This is a genomic window from Microcoleus sp. bin38.metabat.b11b12b14.051, from assembly GCF_013299165.1.
Classification (GTDB): Bacteria; Cyanobacteriota; Cyanobacteriia; order Cyanobacteriales; family Microcoleaceae; genus Microcoleus.
The window spans coordinates 140,216-157,979 of record NZ_JAAFKD010000007.1 but is presented as its reverse complement, the minus strand read 5'-3'; the positions used below and the strand labels follow the sequence as shown (position 1 = coordinate 157,979).

The 17,764-nt window shown below is 44.0% G+C and carries 15 protein-coding genes; 13 read left to right on the top strand and 2 right to left on the bottom strand.

The features are described from left to right. Positions 1 to 409 precede the first annotated feature (409 nt). Positions 410 to 694 (top strand): tetratricopeptide repeat protein, encoded by a 285-nt coding sequence (locus QZW47_RS10350; protein ID WP_293126759.1) that lies wholly within the window; start codon positions 410 to 412, stop codon positions 692 to 694. Positions 695 to 909: 215 nt separating this feature from the next. Beyond that, on the top strand, positions 910 to 1,236 hold the full coding sequence (locus QZW47_RS10345) for a hypothetical protein (RefSeq protein ID WP_293126757.1): 327 nt from the start codon (positions 910 to 912) through the stop codon (positions 1,234 to 1,236). A gap of 65 nt (positions 1,237 to 1,301) precedes the next feature. Here the strand turns inward: QZW47_RS10345 and QZW47_RS10340 are convergent, their stop codons facing one another. Beyond that, entirely contained in the window at positions 1,302 to 3,881 is a 2,580-nt protein-coding gene (locus QZW47_RS10340) for a PhoD-like phosphatase (RefSeq protein ID WP_293126755.1), read from the bottom strand. A 270-nt stretch (positions 3,882 to 4,151) separates the two neighbouring features. Between QZW47_RS10340 and QZW47_RS10335 the strand changes: the two genes are divergently transcribed. From QZW47_RS10335 to QZW47_RS10310, 6 genes are all read left to right on the top strand, one after another. Further along, positions 4,152 to 6,320 carry a CBS domain-containing protein gene (locus QZW47_RS10335; protein ID WP_293126753.1) on the top strand — a complete coding sequence of 723 codons (2,169 nt, stop codon included), beginning with the start codon at positions 4,152 to 4,154 and terminating at the stop codon, positions 6,318 to 6,320. 1,131 nt (positions 6,321 to 7,451) lie between these two features. Beyond that, positions 7,452 to 8,318, top strand: a complete 867-nt coding sequence (bchL, locus tag QZW47_RS10330; RefSeq protein ID WP_265237962.1) for a ferredoxin:protochlorophyllide reductase (ATP-dependent) iron-sulfur ATP-binding protein — start codon at positions 7,452 to 7,454, stop codon at positions 8,316 to 8,318. Between the two features lie 35 nt (positions 8,319 to 8,353). After that, on the top strand, positions 8,354 to 9,787 hold the full coding sequence (locus QZW47_RS10325; RefSeq protein ID WP_293126744.1) for a DUF5331 domain-containing protein: 1,434 nt from the start codon (positions 8,354 to 8,356) through the stop codon (positions 9,785 to 9,787). A gap of 337 nt (positions 9,788 to 10,124) precedes the next feature. After that, positions 10,125 to 10,298 (top strand): hypothetical protein, encoded by a 174-nt coding sequence (locus tag QZW47_RS10320; protein ID WP_293126742.1) that lies wholly within the window; start codon positions 10,125 to 10,127, stop codon positions 10,296 to 10,298. Between the two features lie 55 nt (positions 10,299 to 10,353). After that, positions 10,354 to 11,763: a ferredoxin:protochlorophyllide reductase (ATP-dependent) subunit N gene (locus QZW47_RS10315; RefSeq protein ID WP_293126740.1), complete on the top strand. Its 1,410-nt coding sequence runs from the start codon at positions 10,354 to 10,356 to the stop codon at positions 11,761 to 11,763. Between the two features lie 314 nt (positions 11,764 to 12,077). Further along, positions 12,078 to 12,419, top strand: a complete 342-nt coding sequence (locus tag QZW47_RS10310; RefSeq protein WP_293126738.1) for a type II toxin-antitoxin system HicB family antitoxin — start codon at positions 12,078 to 12,080, stop codon at positions 12,417 to 12,419. Positions 12,420 to 12,649: 230 nt separating this feature from the next. On the opposite strand, the gene QZW47_RS10305 is transcribed toward QZW47_RS10310, so the two are convergent. After that, a complete protein-coding gene (locus tag QZW47_RS10305) occupies positions 12,650 to 14,026 on the bottom strand; it encodes an NB-ARC domain-containing protein (RefSeq protein ID WP_293126736.1) in 1,377 nt (458 codons plus the stop codon). A 219-nt stretch (positions 14,027 to 14,245) separates the two neighbouring features. Here QZW47_RS10305 and QZW47_RS10300 point away from each other — a divergent pair, with 219 nt between their 5' ends. From QZW47_RS10300 to QZW47_RS10280, 5 genes are all read left to right on the top strand, one after another. After that, positions 14,246 to 14,488, top strand: a complete 243-nt coding sequence (locus tag QZW47_RS10300) for a hypothetical protein (protein ID WP_293126734.1) — start codon at positions 14,246 to 14,248, stop codon at positions 14,486 to 14,488. 338 nt (positions 14,489 to 14,826) lie between these two features. Continuing rightward, complete coding sequence (locus QZW47_RS10295) at positions 14,827 to 15,798, top strand: MvdC/MvdD family ATP grasp protein (protein WP_293126732.1); 972 nt, start codon at positions 14,827 to 14,829, stop codon at positions 15,796 to 15,798. 175 nt (positions 15,799 to 15,973) lie between these two features. Beyond that, on the top strand, positions 15,974 to 17,032 hold the full coding sequence (locus tag QZW47_RS10290) for a hypothetical protein (protein WP_293126730.1): 1,059 nt from the start codon (positions 15,974 to 15,976) through the stop codon (positions 17,030 to 17,032). Between the two features lie 43 nt (positions 17,033 to 17,075). Beyond that, a complete protein-coding gene (locus tag QZW47_RS10285) occupies positions 17,076 to 17,492 on the top strand; it encodes a DUF5678 domain-containing protein (protein ID WP_293126729.1) in 417 nt (138 codons plus the stop codon). A 42-nt stretch (positions 17,493 to 17,534) separates the two neighbouring features. Continuing rightward, a complete protein-coding gene (locus QZW47_RS10280) occupies positions 17,535 to 17,732 on the top strand; it encodes a hypothetical protein (protein WP_293126727.1) in 198 nt (65 codons plus the stop codon). The last annotated feature ends 32 nt before the right edge of the window (positions 17,733 to 17,764 follow it).

Genomic DNA, 17,764 nt, shown 5'->3' with positions numbered 1-17,764 from the left:
TCCGGCGGTTGAAACCGCGGCTACACAAACGATGTCCGCCTCCGCGGACGGAAGAAAAATTATCTTCAACCCACGGAGGTGGGTTTTGTCTGTGTAGACGCGGTTTCAACCGCCGTCTTTTCTGGGTGCGAGGTTTTTTTTCGGGAAATGTGCGATCATTAGCACCCGGCGGTTGAAACCGCGGCTACACAAACGATGTCCGCCTCCGCGGACTAAGAAAAATTATCTTCAACCCACGGAGGTGGGTTTTGCCTGTGTAGACGCGGTTTCAACCGCCGTCTCTTCTTTTCAGGGCTTACAGACTCCGACAAAGAAACCGGGTTTTTACCGAATTTCTAGACTAAAATCAAGTATCTTTGGAAAAAACCCGGTTTCTGGGCTCCCGCCACCCAGCAAAGAAACCGGGTTTTTGCCCGAATCTGTGGGTTGTAGGGAAGTATTTTGGAAAAAACCCGGTTTCTGGCACACTATGGCTAATTGGGATAAAGTTTTAGAAAGAGATCCAAATCATGCTAATGCTTATTATAATAAAGCTTGCTATTTTGCCTTGCAGAATCAGGTTGAGTTAGCGTTAGAAAATTTGCAGCGCGCGATTGAATTAGACCCGGAAAGATATCGAGAGTTGGCAAAAACGGATACCGATTTTGATGGGATTCGCGGCGATGTTCGGTTTCAGGAGTTGTTGGGAAATTGATTTGAGCGTTGATATCATTAGCACTCGGCGGTTGAAACCGCGGCTACACAAACGATGTCCGCCTCCGCGGACTAAGAAAAATTATCTTCAACCCACGGAGGTGGGTTTTGTCTGTGTAGACGCGGTTTCAACCGCCGTCTCTTCTTTTCAGGGCTTACAGACTCCGACAAAGAAACCGGGTTTTTACCGAATTTCTAGACTAAAATCAAGTATCTTTGGAAAAAACCCGGTTTCTGGGCCCCCGCCACCCAGCAAAGAAACCGGGTTTTTGCCCGAATCTGTGGGTTGTAGGGAAGTATTTTGGAAAAAACCCGGTTTCTGGCACACCGCGATCGACTTTTCGGGAAATGTGCGATCGACTTTTGGGGATTTGGGCGATCGACTTTTCGGGAAACGGGCGATCGACTTTTTGGACAACGGGCGATCGACTTTTCGGACAAACGGGCGATCGACTTTTCAACCTGCGAAGGCGGGTTTCGTCTGACTTTCTGGCGGTTTCAACCGCCGCTAGGAACGGGCAAGATGCCCGTTCCACAACATAACTTTTTCTGTGGAATGGGCATCTTGCCTGTTCCAAAAATTGATTAAAAAAACTTTTGCAAGATATCTAATCACCAGTTGACTCATCCAATCCCAGCGGCACAAAATACTGACTGTAAACCACACTATCCGGCTCCCAAAGAGGCCGCCAATAGACATTCTGTATCACCGCCTTCTCCCCATCACCATCAGCGGGCCACTCAAAACTGACGATCGCAATATTGCCATATCCCACAATTTCATCACCCTCTTGCAGCCACCGATTCCGCCACAACAGCGCTATCAAACTCCACAAACGACCCAGCAATAACAACACTTTATTTTTAGGCAATATACTTGACACCTGACCATTTTCATGCTGCAAAAATAACCGAGATTTTTGCCGTTTAATCCAATCAACTCGATAACCCCAATCAGGAAAAGATTGTCTATTTCTCACCGCAGCCGTCATAGCCTTCTTCCTGCCGCGTCTCGGAATCTTCACCAACTCCAGCGGCTCATTCCATCCCAAACATTCGTGCGTCCGCTCAGGAAACAGCGACTTAATTTTAGTATGAATAACATGAGTTTTCCACTCCTCATTAATTAAAGCACTAGAAGTCAATTGTGCCAATACAGATAATCTTTGACTCGCAATTTGCAATTCTCCATTCACCTGAGATACAGACTGCAAACACTCAATCTCAGGGCGACAATCGCCAAAATGACAATCCGACCAATAACTCAGCCGCACAGCAGCAGCATAATGAATATCCCCCGTTAACACAATCACCCGATCGCGCTGCCGAAAAAACTCCGACAAAAGCTTCACAAAAGCTAACTCATGAAAATTCCAAGCATCCCCCGCATCAGTATTAAAAACCTTTCCCTGTTCAACATCCCGCCTTTGCACCGCATCAATAATCCACAAACCTACCAAATTTGTCGGAACCACAACTAGCGTCGCCTCGATCGCAAATTCTCCAGTTTGATTCAGCAAATCAGTCTCTCGCAAAGGCTGCTGAATTTGATCCTGAAAACCTTTATGAGTCAAAAGCATCGGCGGTGCGATCGCACTTTCCACCGGATAGCCCCGCCAAGTTCGCGTATCCAGCACAATCACCTCATGCTTAAAACTTCTCACCGTAAAATGCCAACTCAAAACCTCACCTGCACCCCCGCCATCCCGATCCAAAATCAAAACATCTTCATCCAACTTAAACTTGGGTAAACCAGTCTCCATATCAACCGCCGGAATCCCCAAATACTGACCAGCTTCCTCCCAAACAGCAACATCAGTCCCCGCCGAATCTGACCACTTTTCGGCAGCCTTTAATAACTTATCTCCTACCGTTGCGCGATCGAACTGTGCGGGCGTATTTCCCCAACCCTGAAACACAGCATAAGCCAGCAAAGCATTCTGCACCACCAGGCGGCCCAGCGGCTTACCCAACACCCGATAACACCACTCTCGATTCAAAAAACAATCATCGCTAACATCATGATCATCGCAAATCATATAAGTAGGAATATTCGCCATCGCCCGCCTCACCCGCCACAAATTGCGACAAAAACCATCAAGTTCTACAACTTCTTTATCCCAGACTTTTGCCTGCTGAGAATTTTGACAAATATCCTTACCCTTGGGAAAACTGTCGCACCAAAGTATAGGAGACCAAACTAACAAATACATCGCACAATATTCGCCCAAACCAAACAAGTGACTTTTAGCCTTCTCCGGTTTATTCACCAACATCGCCGTAAAACCACCAAAATCTCTGGCAATATCGCTGCGAGTCCCCGGCTGTAAATCAATTGGTTTTTTGTACTCAGACTCAGCATTAGAGGCTTTCTCAATTGGCGATTCTCTAAAAATTTCCCTCTCTTCGACAATTACATTTTCTTTTTGCCATTTTTTAGGTATACTGTTACACAAATTCTTTTTAATTTGGGCATCATTCATCAGGGGCAGATTCTCTTCCCAGCCCAGCAGTGTATCGCCAGCATCAGTCAATGCCCACAGCATCGCATCGGCAACGTCGTCGCCGTAAATTTGGTCGCCCGTTAGAAATAGTTGGTGGGGCCGGAAATTTGCCATACCTGCAAATTGTTCGATCGCATTATCCAGGATTGGCAGCGCATCTCTGCCGTCTCCGTGGGGCTTGCGACAAGAACCGTGCACTATACGCAAATAGTTTAAATCCTGGGGTGGCAGGGCAAAAGTTGGCAACCCGTGAGCGAAATAACTGATCGTCTGTGGCCCCAAAACCGACAAATCAGCAGCAGTTGGCCACAGACAAGAAAGGAGATTTTCTTTCTCATTTTCTGGGACTCCCACCGACGGCGACTCGCGACTCCCGGCAAACTCAATGTCATAAGCATAAATTTGCCCGGATGTCAAGAGATTTTTATCTGTTGGTTTAGCAGTCACCGCCACTACGTGCAGGTATTTGCCAAGCTGCACAGTAGATTTCGCGCCTTGCAGCAAGGGCACACCGACAACTTCGCCGGTACCGCCCTCTGTTGAATAAACCTTGAGTTCGACTTGGCGGGGTGCTTTCAGAGCCAGCCAAACTGTCACAGCCCCTGTTTCTGTTCGGCGCAAAATCGGCCCCGCAAGAATCAGCGGCAAATGATGAATTCGATGATTTAATGGTGTCCACGACATAGGAATTAAACAAATAAAAATTAAATAACGGGTTTCTAGGAATCAGATTTCAGTCGATCGAGCATCTGTCAGCCGATTTTAGATTTTAGATTTACCCCATAGTATCGATCTGGGTTATCGAACTAGAATCTAAAATTTGCACTTCACCACTATTAGGATTACGTGGCACAGTATCCGTTTCTCGGTGACTCGTCCACTTAATTAATGCTAATTCTGCTAACTCGTGTCCGTCAAATTGTAACAATTCATTAAGTAAAATTAATAATCACCATGCTACAAGAACAAGATTTACAACATTTTTTAGATTCAGTCCCGCAGTTAGCAATTCAACCATCAGCATCCCCTGTGGCAGCCAGCAACCCACCGATTTACTTGTCACCTTTAGATCGATCGATCGATCGCCATCCCCTGATAGTGCCTCCAGAAATGCCGATCGCCGAAGTGTTGGCTCTCATGAACCCGATGCGCGTCTCCTGTCAGCTTTGTGGCGATAAACAAAAGGGTATTAAGAGCCCCGCCAAGCGCAGTTGTGTCATAGTCGTGGAGGACGATCGCCCGATCGGCATTTTCACAGAACGAGATATTGTCAAGTTAAGTACGATCGAAGCTTGTACGATCGGACTGACAATTGCTGACGTAATGACTCGATCGCCCATTACCCTCAAACAATCCGAATCTCAAGATATTTTTACAGCTATATTCACCTTGCGCCAGCACCAGATTCGGCACTTACCCGTAGTAGACTCCGACTCGCGACTGATCGGCATCATCACCCGCGAAGCCATTCACGAAGCCCTACAACCGGTCAACTTGCTAGCAAATCTGCGCTGTGCGGGAGATGTGATGACAAAAGAAGTCATTTGTGCTCCCAAGACTGCCTCAGCCCTCGATTTAGCCCAGCTCATGGTGAAAAATCAAGTTAGTTGCGTCGTGATTGTCCAAGAGCAAATTCAGCATCCACAGCGGATCGTACCAATAGAAAAGTACCAAATCCCGATCGGCATTGTCACCGAACGCGACATCGTGCAGTTTCACGCCCTCGAATTAAACCTCTCAGAAATCTCGGCCGCTGATGCCATGAGTGCGCCTTTATTTTGCATATCTCCCAGCGATTCCCTCTTCCGCGCCCACCAGGAAATGCAGCGACACGGAGTCTGTCGCTTGGTAGTAGTTGGCAGTCAGAGAGAGCTTTTGGGCGTTGTCTCTCTAACAAGTTTGCCGCAAGTTTTCAACCAATCTGAAATGTACGGGACGATCGAGCTTTTGCAGCAAGCAGTAGACGATAGAGCCGCCCAATTGCAGAAAACCAACGAAATTTTGCAGCAAGAAATTCTAGAGCGCCAGCGAGCCCAAGAAGCCCTGCGCCAAGCTCACGACGACTTAAAAAAACAAGTAGAAGAGCGCACCGCTCAACTTTTAGAATCAAATGAATTATTGAGACGGGATATCATCAAGCGCCAGCGAGTCGAAGAAGTGCTGCGGAAAAAGCAAACCTGCTTGAAAAATCAAGCGGAGCAATTAGAGCAAACTGTGCGGAAATTGCAGCAAACTCAAACTCAATTAGTCCACACCGAAAAAATGTCTTCGTTGGGACAAATGATTGCCGGTATCGCCCACGAAATCAACAATCCAGTTAATTTTATCTACGGCAATCTTTCCCACACCAGTCATTACATCAAACAACTGATTCAACTATTAGACCTCTACCAGCAGCACTATCCCGAACCATTCTCGGCAATTCGGGAAGCAGCAGCAGAAATGGAAATCGATTTTTTGGTGGAAGACTTATCTAAGATCGTTTCTTCGATGCAAGTAGGAACCGATCGCATCCGCCAAATAGTTCTATCGATGCGTAATTTTTCGCGATCGGATCAATCTAACATCAAACTCGTTGACATTCACGAGGGCATCGATAGCACTTTGCTAATTTTGCAGCACCGAGTGAAAGCTCATGGCGGACATCCAGCTATTCAAATTATCAGGGAATATGGCGATTTGCCCCGTATCGACTGCTGTGCAGGTCAGCTCAATCAAGTATTTATGAATATTATCGGCAATGCTATTGATGCTTTGGATGAGGCAATCCAGAAGGGCCAATGGGGAAAGGGAAATGGGAAAAATCCACCGCCGTTAATTCCCAGTGTTCCATTGACTCTTCCGGCGATTACAATTCGCACTGAAGTTGTTGGCGATTTTGTCGCGATCCGTATTTCTGACAACGGCGGGGGCATACCGGAAGAGATTCGCCGCCAACTATTTGACCCGTTTTTTACTACAAAACCAGTCGGTAAGGGCACTGGCTTGGGACTGTCGATTTCCTACCACTTAGTTGTGGAACAGCATCGGGGGCGCCTCAACTGCGTTTCGGAAGTTGGACTGGGGACTGAGTTTGCGATCGAGATTCCGATCGCCAGAAGTCAGTTGACAGTTGACAGTTGACAGTTGACAGTTGGCAGTTGACAGTTGACAGTTGACATTATTAATTATTCAAAAAAAACTAAAAACTGACCACTAACAACTGAAAACTATAGATCAATACGGTTCACTTAAGACTGTTCACGGGGAAAATAATGTGACAAATAGACGCTGCGATTGCTCTCTGGCGCGATCGCAATGACAAATAAACCTTAAGTGAACCGTATTGAACTATAGAGCTCTTGCAAAAGTCTTTTCGATCAAATTGTGGAACGGGCATCTTGCCCGTTCCCTAGCTATTTTTGCAAGAAATCTTGTATTTCGCGATCGCACTTTCGCCCTCAGAAACCCGGTTTCTTAGTATATTTCTCGTTACCCAACACAAAACTCATAGAAACCGGGTTTCTAGCCACCGATGCGTAATCCACAAACTGCCCACTACCCACTACCCACTGCCCACTGCCCACTACCCACTGCCCACTACCCACTGCCCACTGCCCACTGCCCACTGCCCACTGCCCACTACCCACTACCCACTACCCACTGCCGTTCAATTCCTAAAAATTCACAATTTTTTACACAACACTCAAAACCCCAGCAAAATCACTCTTTCCCAATCTCAAATCCAAAATCTCAAATCTCAAATCGTCTAATTTTGCCATCCCCAGACCCAATTAACCCAACTTACTTTCCGCTTAGCCTCATCCACTAGCCCCTTTCTTCCCCCTCCACTTACCCTACAAGCCATCAACTGCCAGCATCCTAGCCCCAAACCCAAATGCCGAGATTATTTGAGAAGTTAACTTTTGTTTTGTTTTTGTACCTCTTTTTATTAAGAAAGTATTGTAAAATTACAATTACAATCTAAAAAAATTATAAAACTAGATTAGTAACTCAAAAAAGCAGCTAAGATTCGCAAAGATGCAAAATAAATAAAATTACGAGCATTTTCAGTTCGAGGCCCCCTTTCTTTTCCTCGTAAGTTAGCTAATAATGCTTTCAACGAGCTTTCCGCACGGCCGACTCCAAAATTGACAAGAATTGGGATTGCAGTAAGGGCATTGGAGTTTGGTTATTGCATAGGGGCGATCGCAACCTCAAAGCGTGAAACCCCAGCCCCGATCGTTTTGATAGAAACCTATAGGAGAACAAAGAGTGAAACTCGCAGTTTACGGAAAAGGTGGAATTGGCAAATCGACAACAAGCTGCAACATCTCCGTTGCCCTAGCCAAACGCGGCAAGAAAGTGTTGCAAATCGGTTGCGATCCAAAGCACGACAGCACATTTACCCTCACAGGCTTTTTAATTCCCACAATTATTGACACCCTTCAGGAAAAGGACTATCACTACGAAGACGTTTGGCCCGAAGATGTCATCTACAAAGGCTACGGCGGCGTTGACTGCGTAGAAGCAGGCGGCCCCCCCGCAGGAGCTGGTTGCGGCGGCTACGTCGTCGGAGAGACCGTTAAACTGCTCAAAGAACTCAATGCCTTCGAGGAATACGATATCATTCTGTTCGACGTGCTTGGCGACGTAGTGTGCGGCGGTTTTGCAGCCCCATTGAACTACGCCGACTACTGCATGATTGTCACCGACAACGGGTTCGACGCTTTATTCGCAGCCAACCGCATCGCTGCCTCAGTTCGCGAAAAAGCTCGCACTCACCCGTTACGCCTCGCCGGTTTAATTGGCAACCGCACCTCCAAGCGCGATTTGATCGACAAGTACATCGACACCGTACCCATGCCCGTGCTGGAAGTGCTGCCGCTGATTGAAGACATCCGCGTTTCTCGCGTCAAAGGCAAGACTTTGTTTGAGATGGCCGAGAGCGATCCGTCCCTCAACTACGTCTGCGATTACTACCTCAACATTGCCGACCAGATTTTGGCAATGCCTGAAGGAGTAGTGCCGAATGATACGCCCGATCGCGAATTATTCTCCTTATTGTCAGATTTTTATCTAAATCCTGTGCAACCGGTGGTCAAGAAGGAGGAAGATGAGCTAGACCTGATGATGGTTTAATAAGGTCTAGCGATCAGGATGAGGATAAAGAGGTTATGGCTTTTTTTGATACTTTTTCAGTTGCTCTCAAACAGAAGTGGTTGGACTACTACCAGGCAAATCGGACTTGGCTGCTCCTGCACATGACGGCTGACAACACGGTCGCCACACCCGACGGCGGGAAAAGGCCTGTTTCTTACCTCATCCTGGGAATTGCGGCTGCCCTGGAGCCGGAACTCCAGCAGTTAATGCTGCCCTTCTCAAAACTCAAGCCGGATGCAGACAGCCTGATCGAAGTCTTGGGTCTAAATTTTGACCCGGATATAGCACTGGGTATGCCTTCCAATGCCGTGCCGCAGATGGCAGGTCAATCTCCAACTGCAACTGCTGCACCCGCAGCCACTCCAACTGCAACTGCTCCAACTGCAACTGCTGCACCCGCAGCCACTCCAACTGCAACTGCTCCAACTGCAACTGCTGCACCCGCAGCCACTCCAACTGCAACTGCTCCAACTGCAACTGCTGCACCCGCTGATGCCAAATCTAATAAATTAGGTGGTGCGGCCTTAACAGCAGCCGGAGTAGTCGCCGGAGTCGCCGGAGTCGCCGGTCTGGCTGCTGCTAATGCACTGAGACCAGACGAGGAAGAAGCAGTCTCCGAGTTCGACTTGGACGATGACGAGGAAGAAGCAGTCTCCGACTTCGACCTCGGCGATGACGAGGAAGAAGCAGTCTCCGAGTTCGACCTCGGCGATGACGAGGAAGAAGCAGTCTCCGACTTCGACTTGGACGATGACGAGGAAGAAGCAGTCTCCGACTTCGACCTCGGCGATGACGAGGAAGAAGCAGCCTCCGACTTCGACCTCGGCGATGACGAGGAAGAAGCAGCCTCCGACTTCGACCTCGGCGATGACGAGGAAGAAGCAGCCTCGGCTTTGGGCGGTCTCGCCCTCGACGACGATGAGGAAGACGCCATATCTGATTTCGATATGGGGGACGATGATGAGGAAGATGCCGTATCTGACTTCGGTATCGGCGATGACGACGAAGAAGCCTCGGCTTTGGACGGTCTCGACCTCGGCGATGATGACGACGAAGAAGTTTCGGCTTTGGACGGTCTCGACCTCGGCGATGATGACGAAGATGAAGCCTCAGAATTTGGGACTTTGACTTCTGGAGATCTCGAATCGGGGATATCCGACCCGTTTGGGGAAGAAGATGCAGATTTTGTCGCTGAAGAAATACCCGATCCCTTTGGGGACAAGACCTCAGATGACCTAGACATGGATCTGGGCGACTTGGACGAAGACGGTCTTGACGATTTCTCTGTATCCGATGACGATGACCTCGACGATCTCGGACTTGACGATCTTGGGGAAGCAACTACCGGAGATCCTGATGAAGATGATTTAGATGCTCTAGGTCTGGGCGATTTGGACTCTGACGATGAGGATGAAGAAATTTCGGGCTTTTTGTCGGATTTTAAGTGAGGTTGTGGCATCGCCCCAGTCTCTCTTAGTCTTGAAGTTTCCCCCTCTATTGGTCAGATTGTTTCTCAAACAGAATGCAACGGCCGACCCGCGCTCTCAACCGCGACCTTCATCAGTCATTCAACTCCAAAATCTCAAAGGCTATGAGTTGTGAGTGGCGAGTTGTTAATGTTTAACAACCTCGAACTCACAACTGCCAAAAGGGTTTTTTCGCGATCGAGTTCAAAAATAGTAAATCCCTGCTGTGAGGGATTTTAAGCCCTCGCGCAGAATTTTTTAGCTCAAATCTTGGATGCTGCCACTGCTGCAAAGATATTGAGTTTGCCGCATCATCTAATTGTCAGGGGAATTACGCCAAAACCAGGTATTTCTATTATTGGTGTGCGATCGCGCGATCGCACAAAACAAAGGTTTTATCGATTATACGCCTGTTCGCGATCGAGATGAAAAACAACCTGTGGTTGTCCGCAGCAACAGATGCGATCGCCAAATACAGTTATTTCCTCGCTAGCCTAGCCTGGAAAATTTCCAGACAAAAAACAATTTAAAGGGAGAACATTTGAGATATGACTGCTATTACGACTACCGAACCAGAAGCTTTAAACTTTGAATGCGAAACAGGAAATTATCACACATTTTGTCCGATTAGCTGCGTAGCTTGGCTTTATCAAAAAATTGAAGATAGCTTTTTCTTAGTCATCGGCACAAAAACTTGCGGCTATTTCTTGCAAAACGCCATGGGCGTGATGATTTTTGCCGAACCGCGCTATGCGATGGCTGAGTTGGAAGAAGGCGACATTTCCGCTCAATTAAACGATTTTGATGAGTTGAAGCGGCTGTGCTTGCAAATAAAGCGCGATCGTAACCCCAGTGTAATTGTTTGGATCGGCACTTGCACCACCGAAATCATCAAAATGGACTTGGAAGGGCTAGCGCCCAAACTCGAAGCCGAAATCGGCATCCCCATCGTCACAGCCCGCGCTAACGGCCTAGATTACGCCTTCACCCAAGGCGAAGATACCGTCTTAGCAGCAATGGCCGCGAAATGCCCTGAGAAAGCCCCCGTCATGGAATCTCAGAAACAAGAACGCAACGCCATCTCTCAACTGCTGAACTTCGGCAAGAAAAAAGAAGAAGTTGCAGCAGAAGAATCCGAATATGTCAAGCACACACCCCTGGTACTTTTCGGTTCCTTACCCGACCCAGTTGTCACACAGCTAACCTTAGAATTGAAGAAGCAAGGAATCAAAGTTTCCGGCTGGCTTCCTTCCAAACGCTACACAGAATTGCCAGTCTTGGAAGAAGGTTATTATGTATCTGGCATGAATCCGTTCTTGTCACGCACAGCTTCTACGTTGATGCGCCGTCGTAAGTGTAAGCTAATTGGTGCTCCATTCCCGATCGGGCCAGACGGAACTCGCGCGTGGATTGAGAAGATTTGCTCGGTTTTGGGCATCGAACCCAAAGGTTTGGACGAAAGAGAAGCCCAAATCTGGGCTGGATTAGAAGATTACCTGCAAATCATTCGCGGCAAATCAGTCTTCTTCATGGGCGACAACTTGCTAGAAATTTCCTTAGCACGTTTCTTGATTCGCTGCGGCATGACTTGCCCAGAAATCGGCATTCCTTACATGGACAAACGCTATCAAGCAGCCGAATTAGCGCTGTTAGAAAAAACTTGTCACGAAATGGGAGTTCCTACTCCTCGGATTGTCGAAAAACCAGACAATTACAATCAGCTTCAGCGGATTTACGCGCAAAATATCGACTTAGTGATTACAGGTATGGCTCACGCTAATCCTTTGGAAGCGCGCGGGATTAATACTAAATGGTCAGTTGAGTTTACTTTCGCACAGATTCACGGCTTTGGTAATGCGCGAGATATTTTGGAGTTGGTGACTCGCCCGCTGCGCCGGAATAATTCGCTGAAGGATTTGGGCTGGGGTGATTTGGTGAAGAAAGAAGCGAAGGTTTAATCGCTTTTAGCTAAGATAGTAAGGTGGGCGTTGCTCACCTTATTTTTTTATGAACCGCTGATGCAGGCAGATACACACAGATGAACGCGGATGAAAACTCGTAGGGTGCGTCGCCATGAAAAATCGTTAACCACATATCGACAATCTCACAGCGACGCACCTATGCCATTGCGAGCCAGTGTAAAAAAACACACAAATGTTGTAGTCGTAGGGTGCGTCGCCATGAAAAATCGTTAACCACATATCGACAATCTGACAGCGACGCACCTATGCCATTGCGAGCCAGTGTAAAAAAACACACAAATGTTGTAAAAATGGTATTAGAATATTACTTGAGCCTGAAATATGCTATAAGTTTTTACCCAGATCCAGAAGGAGGCTATACAGTCCTCATCAAAGACCTTCCAGGTTGTATGTCTGTGGGGGAAACTTTATCAGAAGCAATGGAAAATATTGAGGAAGCTAGGGAATTGTGGATAGAGACTGCTTTTGAGTGCGACCATGAGATTCCTTTACCTGCTGCGGAGGTTGAGTATAGCGGAAGTTTATCGTTGCAAATTCCTAAATCGCTGCACAGGAATTTAGCAGATAATGCTGAGAGGGAAGGAGTGAGTATTGAACAACATATTTTAGCTGTGTTGAGCAAGGCTGCCTAAAATTTAACCTTCCGAGTAACTGATGAGGAATGGTTATAGAAGCCATTTGAGATATTTGAGGCTGCTAGTCGATCGCCCGTTATCTGTCGATCGCCCGTTATCTGTCGATCGTCATAAAGATCTCAAATGGGTTCAAAAAAACCGCTATTGACAGGATGCTCCTTTATATCTTGCGCTTTTTGTCAAGTACAATTTATACCAAATGAGATGAGCTTACCCTGCTTATTTCCCTAAAAATCACTATTAATATGTGCTTTAAAAATCGAATTTAGCTGAAATCTTGCTAGCTCTTTTCTGGGAACTTTTTCTACCAAACAACGTCTGGTTAAAGATTGTATAATGTGCATAAATTTAGCTTGAGATACTTCCATATTAGCAGGTTTTTGGGAAATATCTATCGGTTCATCTTGATTGGCTAACCAGCTTATCACATTTTTTTCTAATTCTGATAACCGCTCTAAGTGCGATTCTAAATATGTTTCTATGTCACCTAAAAAAACCTCATTTTTATCTGTCATGAAAAGGAAAATCTTCCCGTCAAAGAACTCTACAAGTGTTGAAGAAATAATATTTAACCAAGCCGGATGACTTTGATAGAGTGTTATTAATTCGTCCCATTTTTCCTCGTCTTGTAATTTTTTTTGTCTCAAGATGTCTTTAGCCTCTTCTCCTAAACCTTGAAGCTGTAATGTTCGTGTATATTTATTTTCAGTTTCTAAAGTTTCTATTTCTCCAGGTTTTTCCCAACTAATTAAAATTAAACAACTTTGATGAGATAAGGTAGCAATTTGCTGAAAAAATTTACAATAATCTTTATAGTCTGTTAAATACTGACCGGCTAAGTTACCAGTTTTAAAAATATTCTGCACATCATCAAGGATTACTAAACAACGAGATGAGCGAAAATAATCTATTACTTCAGGTAATGGAGTTGATTGGGATTGAGAAAAAAACTTTTTAAGTTCATCTTTAAGGTTGATCAGTTTAGGCAAATGCTCAAGACTGCGATAAATAATATAATCGAATTGTGTGTTAATTTCTGAGATTAATTTCAGGGTTAAAGCTGTTTTTCCGATACCACTCAATCCATAAATTGTAATTAATCTAGTCTTATCTTCTAAAATCCATTCTTTAAGAGTATAAATTTCTGAATTACGCCCGTAATTATAGTTTAATTCTGGTGCTGTTGTTAGATCAATGATTGGGAGTTGATTTTGGACTTGGGAAGAGGGCGATCGCTTTTCTCTATCTTCTAAAGATTGAGGATTTTCTCTACAAATATTAACATGACTATTACTAATAGTATTACTATTGATCTGTGGAGAGTTGACAAAATTGTAGATAGTAGAACCAGCTTTATTTTCTAAAATAGAACGCACATTCCCTTGTTTAATATCTTCTTGAAAAACCTCAGAGAGAAGTTTCCATAATTTTGCACCCTCTTTTTTAACATGATCATAACTATACCCATTATTTACCGCAATTTTTTGAAAATTTTGATGTTGTAAAACACTTTCTAATATAGATTTTTGTAAAGAATCAAGATGTTGTCCTGTTTTAGCGAATACCTGGTCATCGGTCGATTTTGACAATTCTTGAATGTCCATAAATATTTTTTAACCTGACTCATTTTTTTTTTAGTTTCGCCACCAAAACCCACTTTTTGCCACTAAAAGTTAAATTTTGTAAAAAGTTACTCAAGATTAACATCCAATGACACTATATCACACCAAATCCAACTATCAATTTTCCTATTAAATGCCACCCCAGTCTAAAAATTAGAAAGTACAATCTTAAATGTTAACCAATTTTCAAGAATAAATCACATGAAAACACAAATTTGTGATGAAACAGCAACATCAGTGCCTTTTACCCTAAGTTTTGTAGAAAGGCTCGACCAAGCATTGTATGATCAAGCGATTAAGGGTTCAGAGATACTAAAACAATCCTATGATCCTGAAACTCAAACATCGAATATTCCGATATATGCTGGTACTTCATTGACATATGATGATACATATAGCGGCCTTCTTCTGGGTAAAGATGATTCAGAGCAATCTGATACTTAAAGCTGAAATTTTCATTAGGTGAAGACCATTATCATGGCTTTCTGCATAAGATAATATGGATTATACGGTACGGTAGGGTGCGAAGCATTCTATCGTCCCGCTTTAAGCTGTTATAGCAACCGCCACATCGGTGAGGACATAAATAACTTCATGAATAGAGCCGATACCCGTACTGCATCAATGGTTTGATTCCCGTTCTGCAACTGTCAACTGTCCACTGTCAACTGTCCACTGCTATAGCTATCGTAAGTAGTAAAATCCTGATTTGGATACCGCATAAAGATCAATTAACCAACATATCTGATTCATCACCCCAAAACGAGATTACAAATTAAAATATGATATTAATTTTTACGAACAAGCAGGATACACACACTGATGAAGTTATCAGAAAACTACATAAAAAAGATATTGAAGTTTTTAGGTTAAATTCAGAAGATTTGCTTCGGAAATATCAAGTAAATCTTTACATTGATGAAAATGGTTTATGGAATGGAGAGATTACTGACGAACTTGGTAGAATATTAAATTTAGCCAAACTAAAAGTAGCATGGTTGAGAAAACCTGACTTTGATTTTTTTGGTAAAAGTGCTGAATCTACAGAGCAACAGTTTATAGCTTCAGAAACAAAGGCTTTTGTCAATATACTATACTCTATACCCACCATAAAATGGATAAATGATCCATTTGTAGCAAATAAAGCTAAAGTAAAATTTCAACAACTTTTACTTGCTAATAAATACGGTGTAAAAATCCCAAAAACACTTATAACAACACGGGCGGAAACAGCCAAAGAGTTTTTTATAGAGTGCGGAGAACAGGTCTTAGTTAAAACCATTTATACTGGAAATGTAACAATCAACGGTATGAATCAAGGAATACCGTCAAGAAAGATTGGCAAAGATGATTTTTATAAATTCTATAAAAACATTTCTTTATCACCTACTCAATTGCAAGAATATATCGAAAAAGCTTTTGAATTAAGGATTACAATTATTGGTAAAAAGGTATTTGCCGTTAAAATTGATTCACAAGCCCATGAAGAGACCAAAATTGATTGGCGACTCCATACTCAAATTAATCCACATTCTATCTTTGAACTACCGGCAAAAATAGAAAGATTCTGCATCGAATTTTTGGAGGAGCAAAAACTATTATACGGGGCGATGGATTTTATTGTAACTCCCAACAATGAATATGTGTTTTTAGAAAATAATCCTTTTGGTCAATACCTTTGGCTAGAAATAGAAACAAAAATACCATTAACAGAAGAGATTTGTAATTTATTAATAAGCTATCTTGATGCTTGATTACTGTTTTTTGGGCTTCACCCTTCCAGTGCTGGTTAAGAGCATCTCAATCATGCTCGATCGCACTTTTGCCCCAACCCTTCCAGAATCCCAGGCTACACCCCCGTAACACAACTCAGGAAACGCCGCCTATAATCAAAACTAGCCATCAGTTCTCATCAATTGAGGAACCGCCATGAGTCGAGACAACGAAAAAATCAGCTATTCAGAGAAAACCGAACGCCTCAAAGTCATCACTCAGTTTATCAAAACCGTCACACCGATGATTTGGACAGTTGTCATTCTAGTAGTCATCATTCCCCTACTAGGCAACTTTCTCATCTCCAAATCCCTCACAAATACCCCAACCACAACAGTTGTAGTCGCGCCGCCCCACGATTTTAGCAAAGTCAACCAAGACATTAAAAACGCCATCCAAACAGCCCATACAACAGCCGAGACTTTCGCATCAAAAGAATTGGACAAATGGGAAACTGAAGTAATCGCACGAGTAGACAACAGCTTCCTCGATTGGTACTTCGATTACTTCAATCAAAAAAAAATGGAGTTTACAGTACCTTTCAATTTTGTCAAATCAGCCGTATTCAACCGATTTGACATGACAGCAGCATCTCGGGCTGTTTCCGAAAAATTAACCGAAGACTTCCAAAGAGAATTTGCTAACCGCGTGTTGCTGCCCAAAAATGCTCAATTGAAATTTCAATTAATCACTCAAGATACTGCTAACTTGTACATCGCCGAAGTCAGCAAAAATGTGAAAGTAGTTCAAAACAATTATAACATACCCCAAGTACAATGGGACAAATATCTGAACGATATTGCCAGCACAATTAGCGACAAAGGAAACATCTCAAATTTATCATTAAAAGTATTAGTTGGCGGCAGCGGTTACTTGCTTGCTAAACCCTTAATACTGGGAGTAGCAACCAAAGTCGGCAGCAAAGTTACAGCAAAAGTTGCCAGCAAAGCCGCCGCAAAAGTAGCCACAAAAACAGGCGGTACAGTTGCTAGTCAGTTGGGAGTAGGTTTAATCGACCCGATTGTCGGCATCGGCATTATCATCTGGGACTTGTGGGATTACAATCACACAGTCACAGTAGAAAGACCGATTTTGCGGGAACATATTGTAGAATACTTGAAAGATGTCAAAAAGTCCCTGCTCACAAATCCTGAAAGCGGAATCATGGCAGCAATTTATCAGTTAGAAAGCGGCATTTTGAAGTCACTTTCATAAGCGGTAAATCCCTAGGCTTTTCCAGCAAATAATAGCATTATCTATGAACAGAACTCCGGCTAAGAGCGAAATCCGGGAAATGCTGAAATGGCTAAACCGGAACCGCCAGCACTTGCAACAGTACGCCCATCAATATATTGCTTACAATGCTAACGGTAAAATCGCGCATAGTGAAAACTTGCGCGAAGTTTTAGATTTAGCAGAAGCATCAGGAGAGATTTTTTCGATTTACTTGGTTCCTGGTTTTACAGCCTCTATTGTGATTTTACCGATTTATTTCCGCACTGTTAGCACCCATGAGTGGTCGCCTACATATCAAGTAAATCTCAAGCATAAAGATTTAGCAATCAATACTACTATGGTCGTAGATTCAGGTGCAGATTTTAGTATAATTTCATTGAAAGCGGGTCAAGATTTGGGATATGCCTTAGCCGATGGAGAACACATATCAATAGGTTAAACAATTGGGGGAACCGTTGAGTATGTTTTGCGACAGATTGAAATGACAATTGATGGACATAAATTGATGGTTCCTACTGCTTGGATACAAAATAATACAGCAGATGTCATGCTTCTAGGGCGAGAAGTTGTGTTTGATAAGTTTAATATTGAATTTCGGCAAGCCGATGAGGAAATTATATTTCAATACGGTTTACTTAATGCTATTTATGCCCCGGAGATCCCCCTAAATTCCCCTTAAGAAGGGGGACTTTGAGAGCTTTCTTGTCCCCC

Bases quoted from the DNA above. Each gene is read 5' to 3' on its own strand.
- QZW47_RS10285 (WP_293126729.1), top strand. From the start codon at position 17,076: ATGAACAGAACTCCGGCTAAGAGCGAAATCCGGGAAATGCTGAAATGG.
- QZW47_RS10315 (WP_293126740.1), top strand. From the start codon at position 10,354: ATGACTGCTATTACGACTACCGAACCAGAAGCTTTAAACTTTGAATGC.
- QZW47_RS10340 (WP_293126755.1), bottom strand. From the start codon at position 3,881: ATGTCGTGGACACCATTAAATCATCGAATTCATCATTTGCCGCTGATT.
- QZW47_RS10310 (WP_293126738.1), top strand. From the start codon at position 12,078: ATGGTATTAGAATATTACTTGAGCCTGAAATATGCTATAAGTTTTTAC.
- QZW47_RS10335 (WP_293126753.1), top strand. From the start codon at position 4,152: ATGCTACAAGAACAAGATTTACAACATTTTTTAGATTCAGTCCCGCAG.
- QZW47_RS10280 (WP_293126727.1), top strand. From the start codon at position 17,535: ATGACAATTGATGGACATAAATTGATGGTTCCTACTGCTTGGATACAA.
- QZW47_RS10290 (WP_293126730.1), top strand. From the start codon at position 15,974: ATGAGTCGAGACAACGAAAAAATCAGCTATTCAGAGAAAACCGAACGC.
- QZW47_RS10325 (WP_293126744.1), top strand. From the start codon at position 8,354: ATGGCTTTTTTTGATACTTTTTCAGTTGCTCTCAAACAGAAGTGGTTG.
- QZW47_RS10305 (WP_293126736.1), bottom strand. From the start codon at position 14,026: ATGGACATTCAAGAATTGTCAAAATCGACCGATGACCAGGTATTCGCT.
- QZW47_RS10295 (WP_293126732.1), top strand. From the start codon at position 14,827: ATGATATTAATTTTTACGAACAAGCAGGATACACACACTGATGAAGTT.
- QZW47_RS10300 (WP_293126734.1), top strand. From the start codon at position 14,246: ATGAAAACACAAATTTGTGATGAAACAGCAACATCAGTGCCTTTTACC.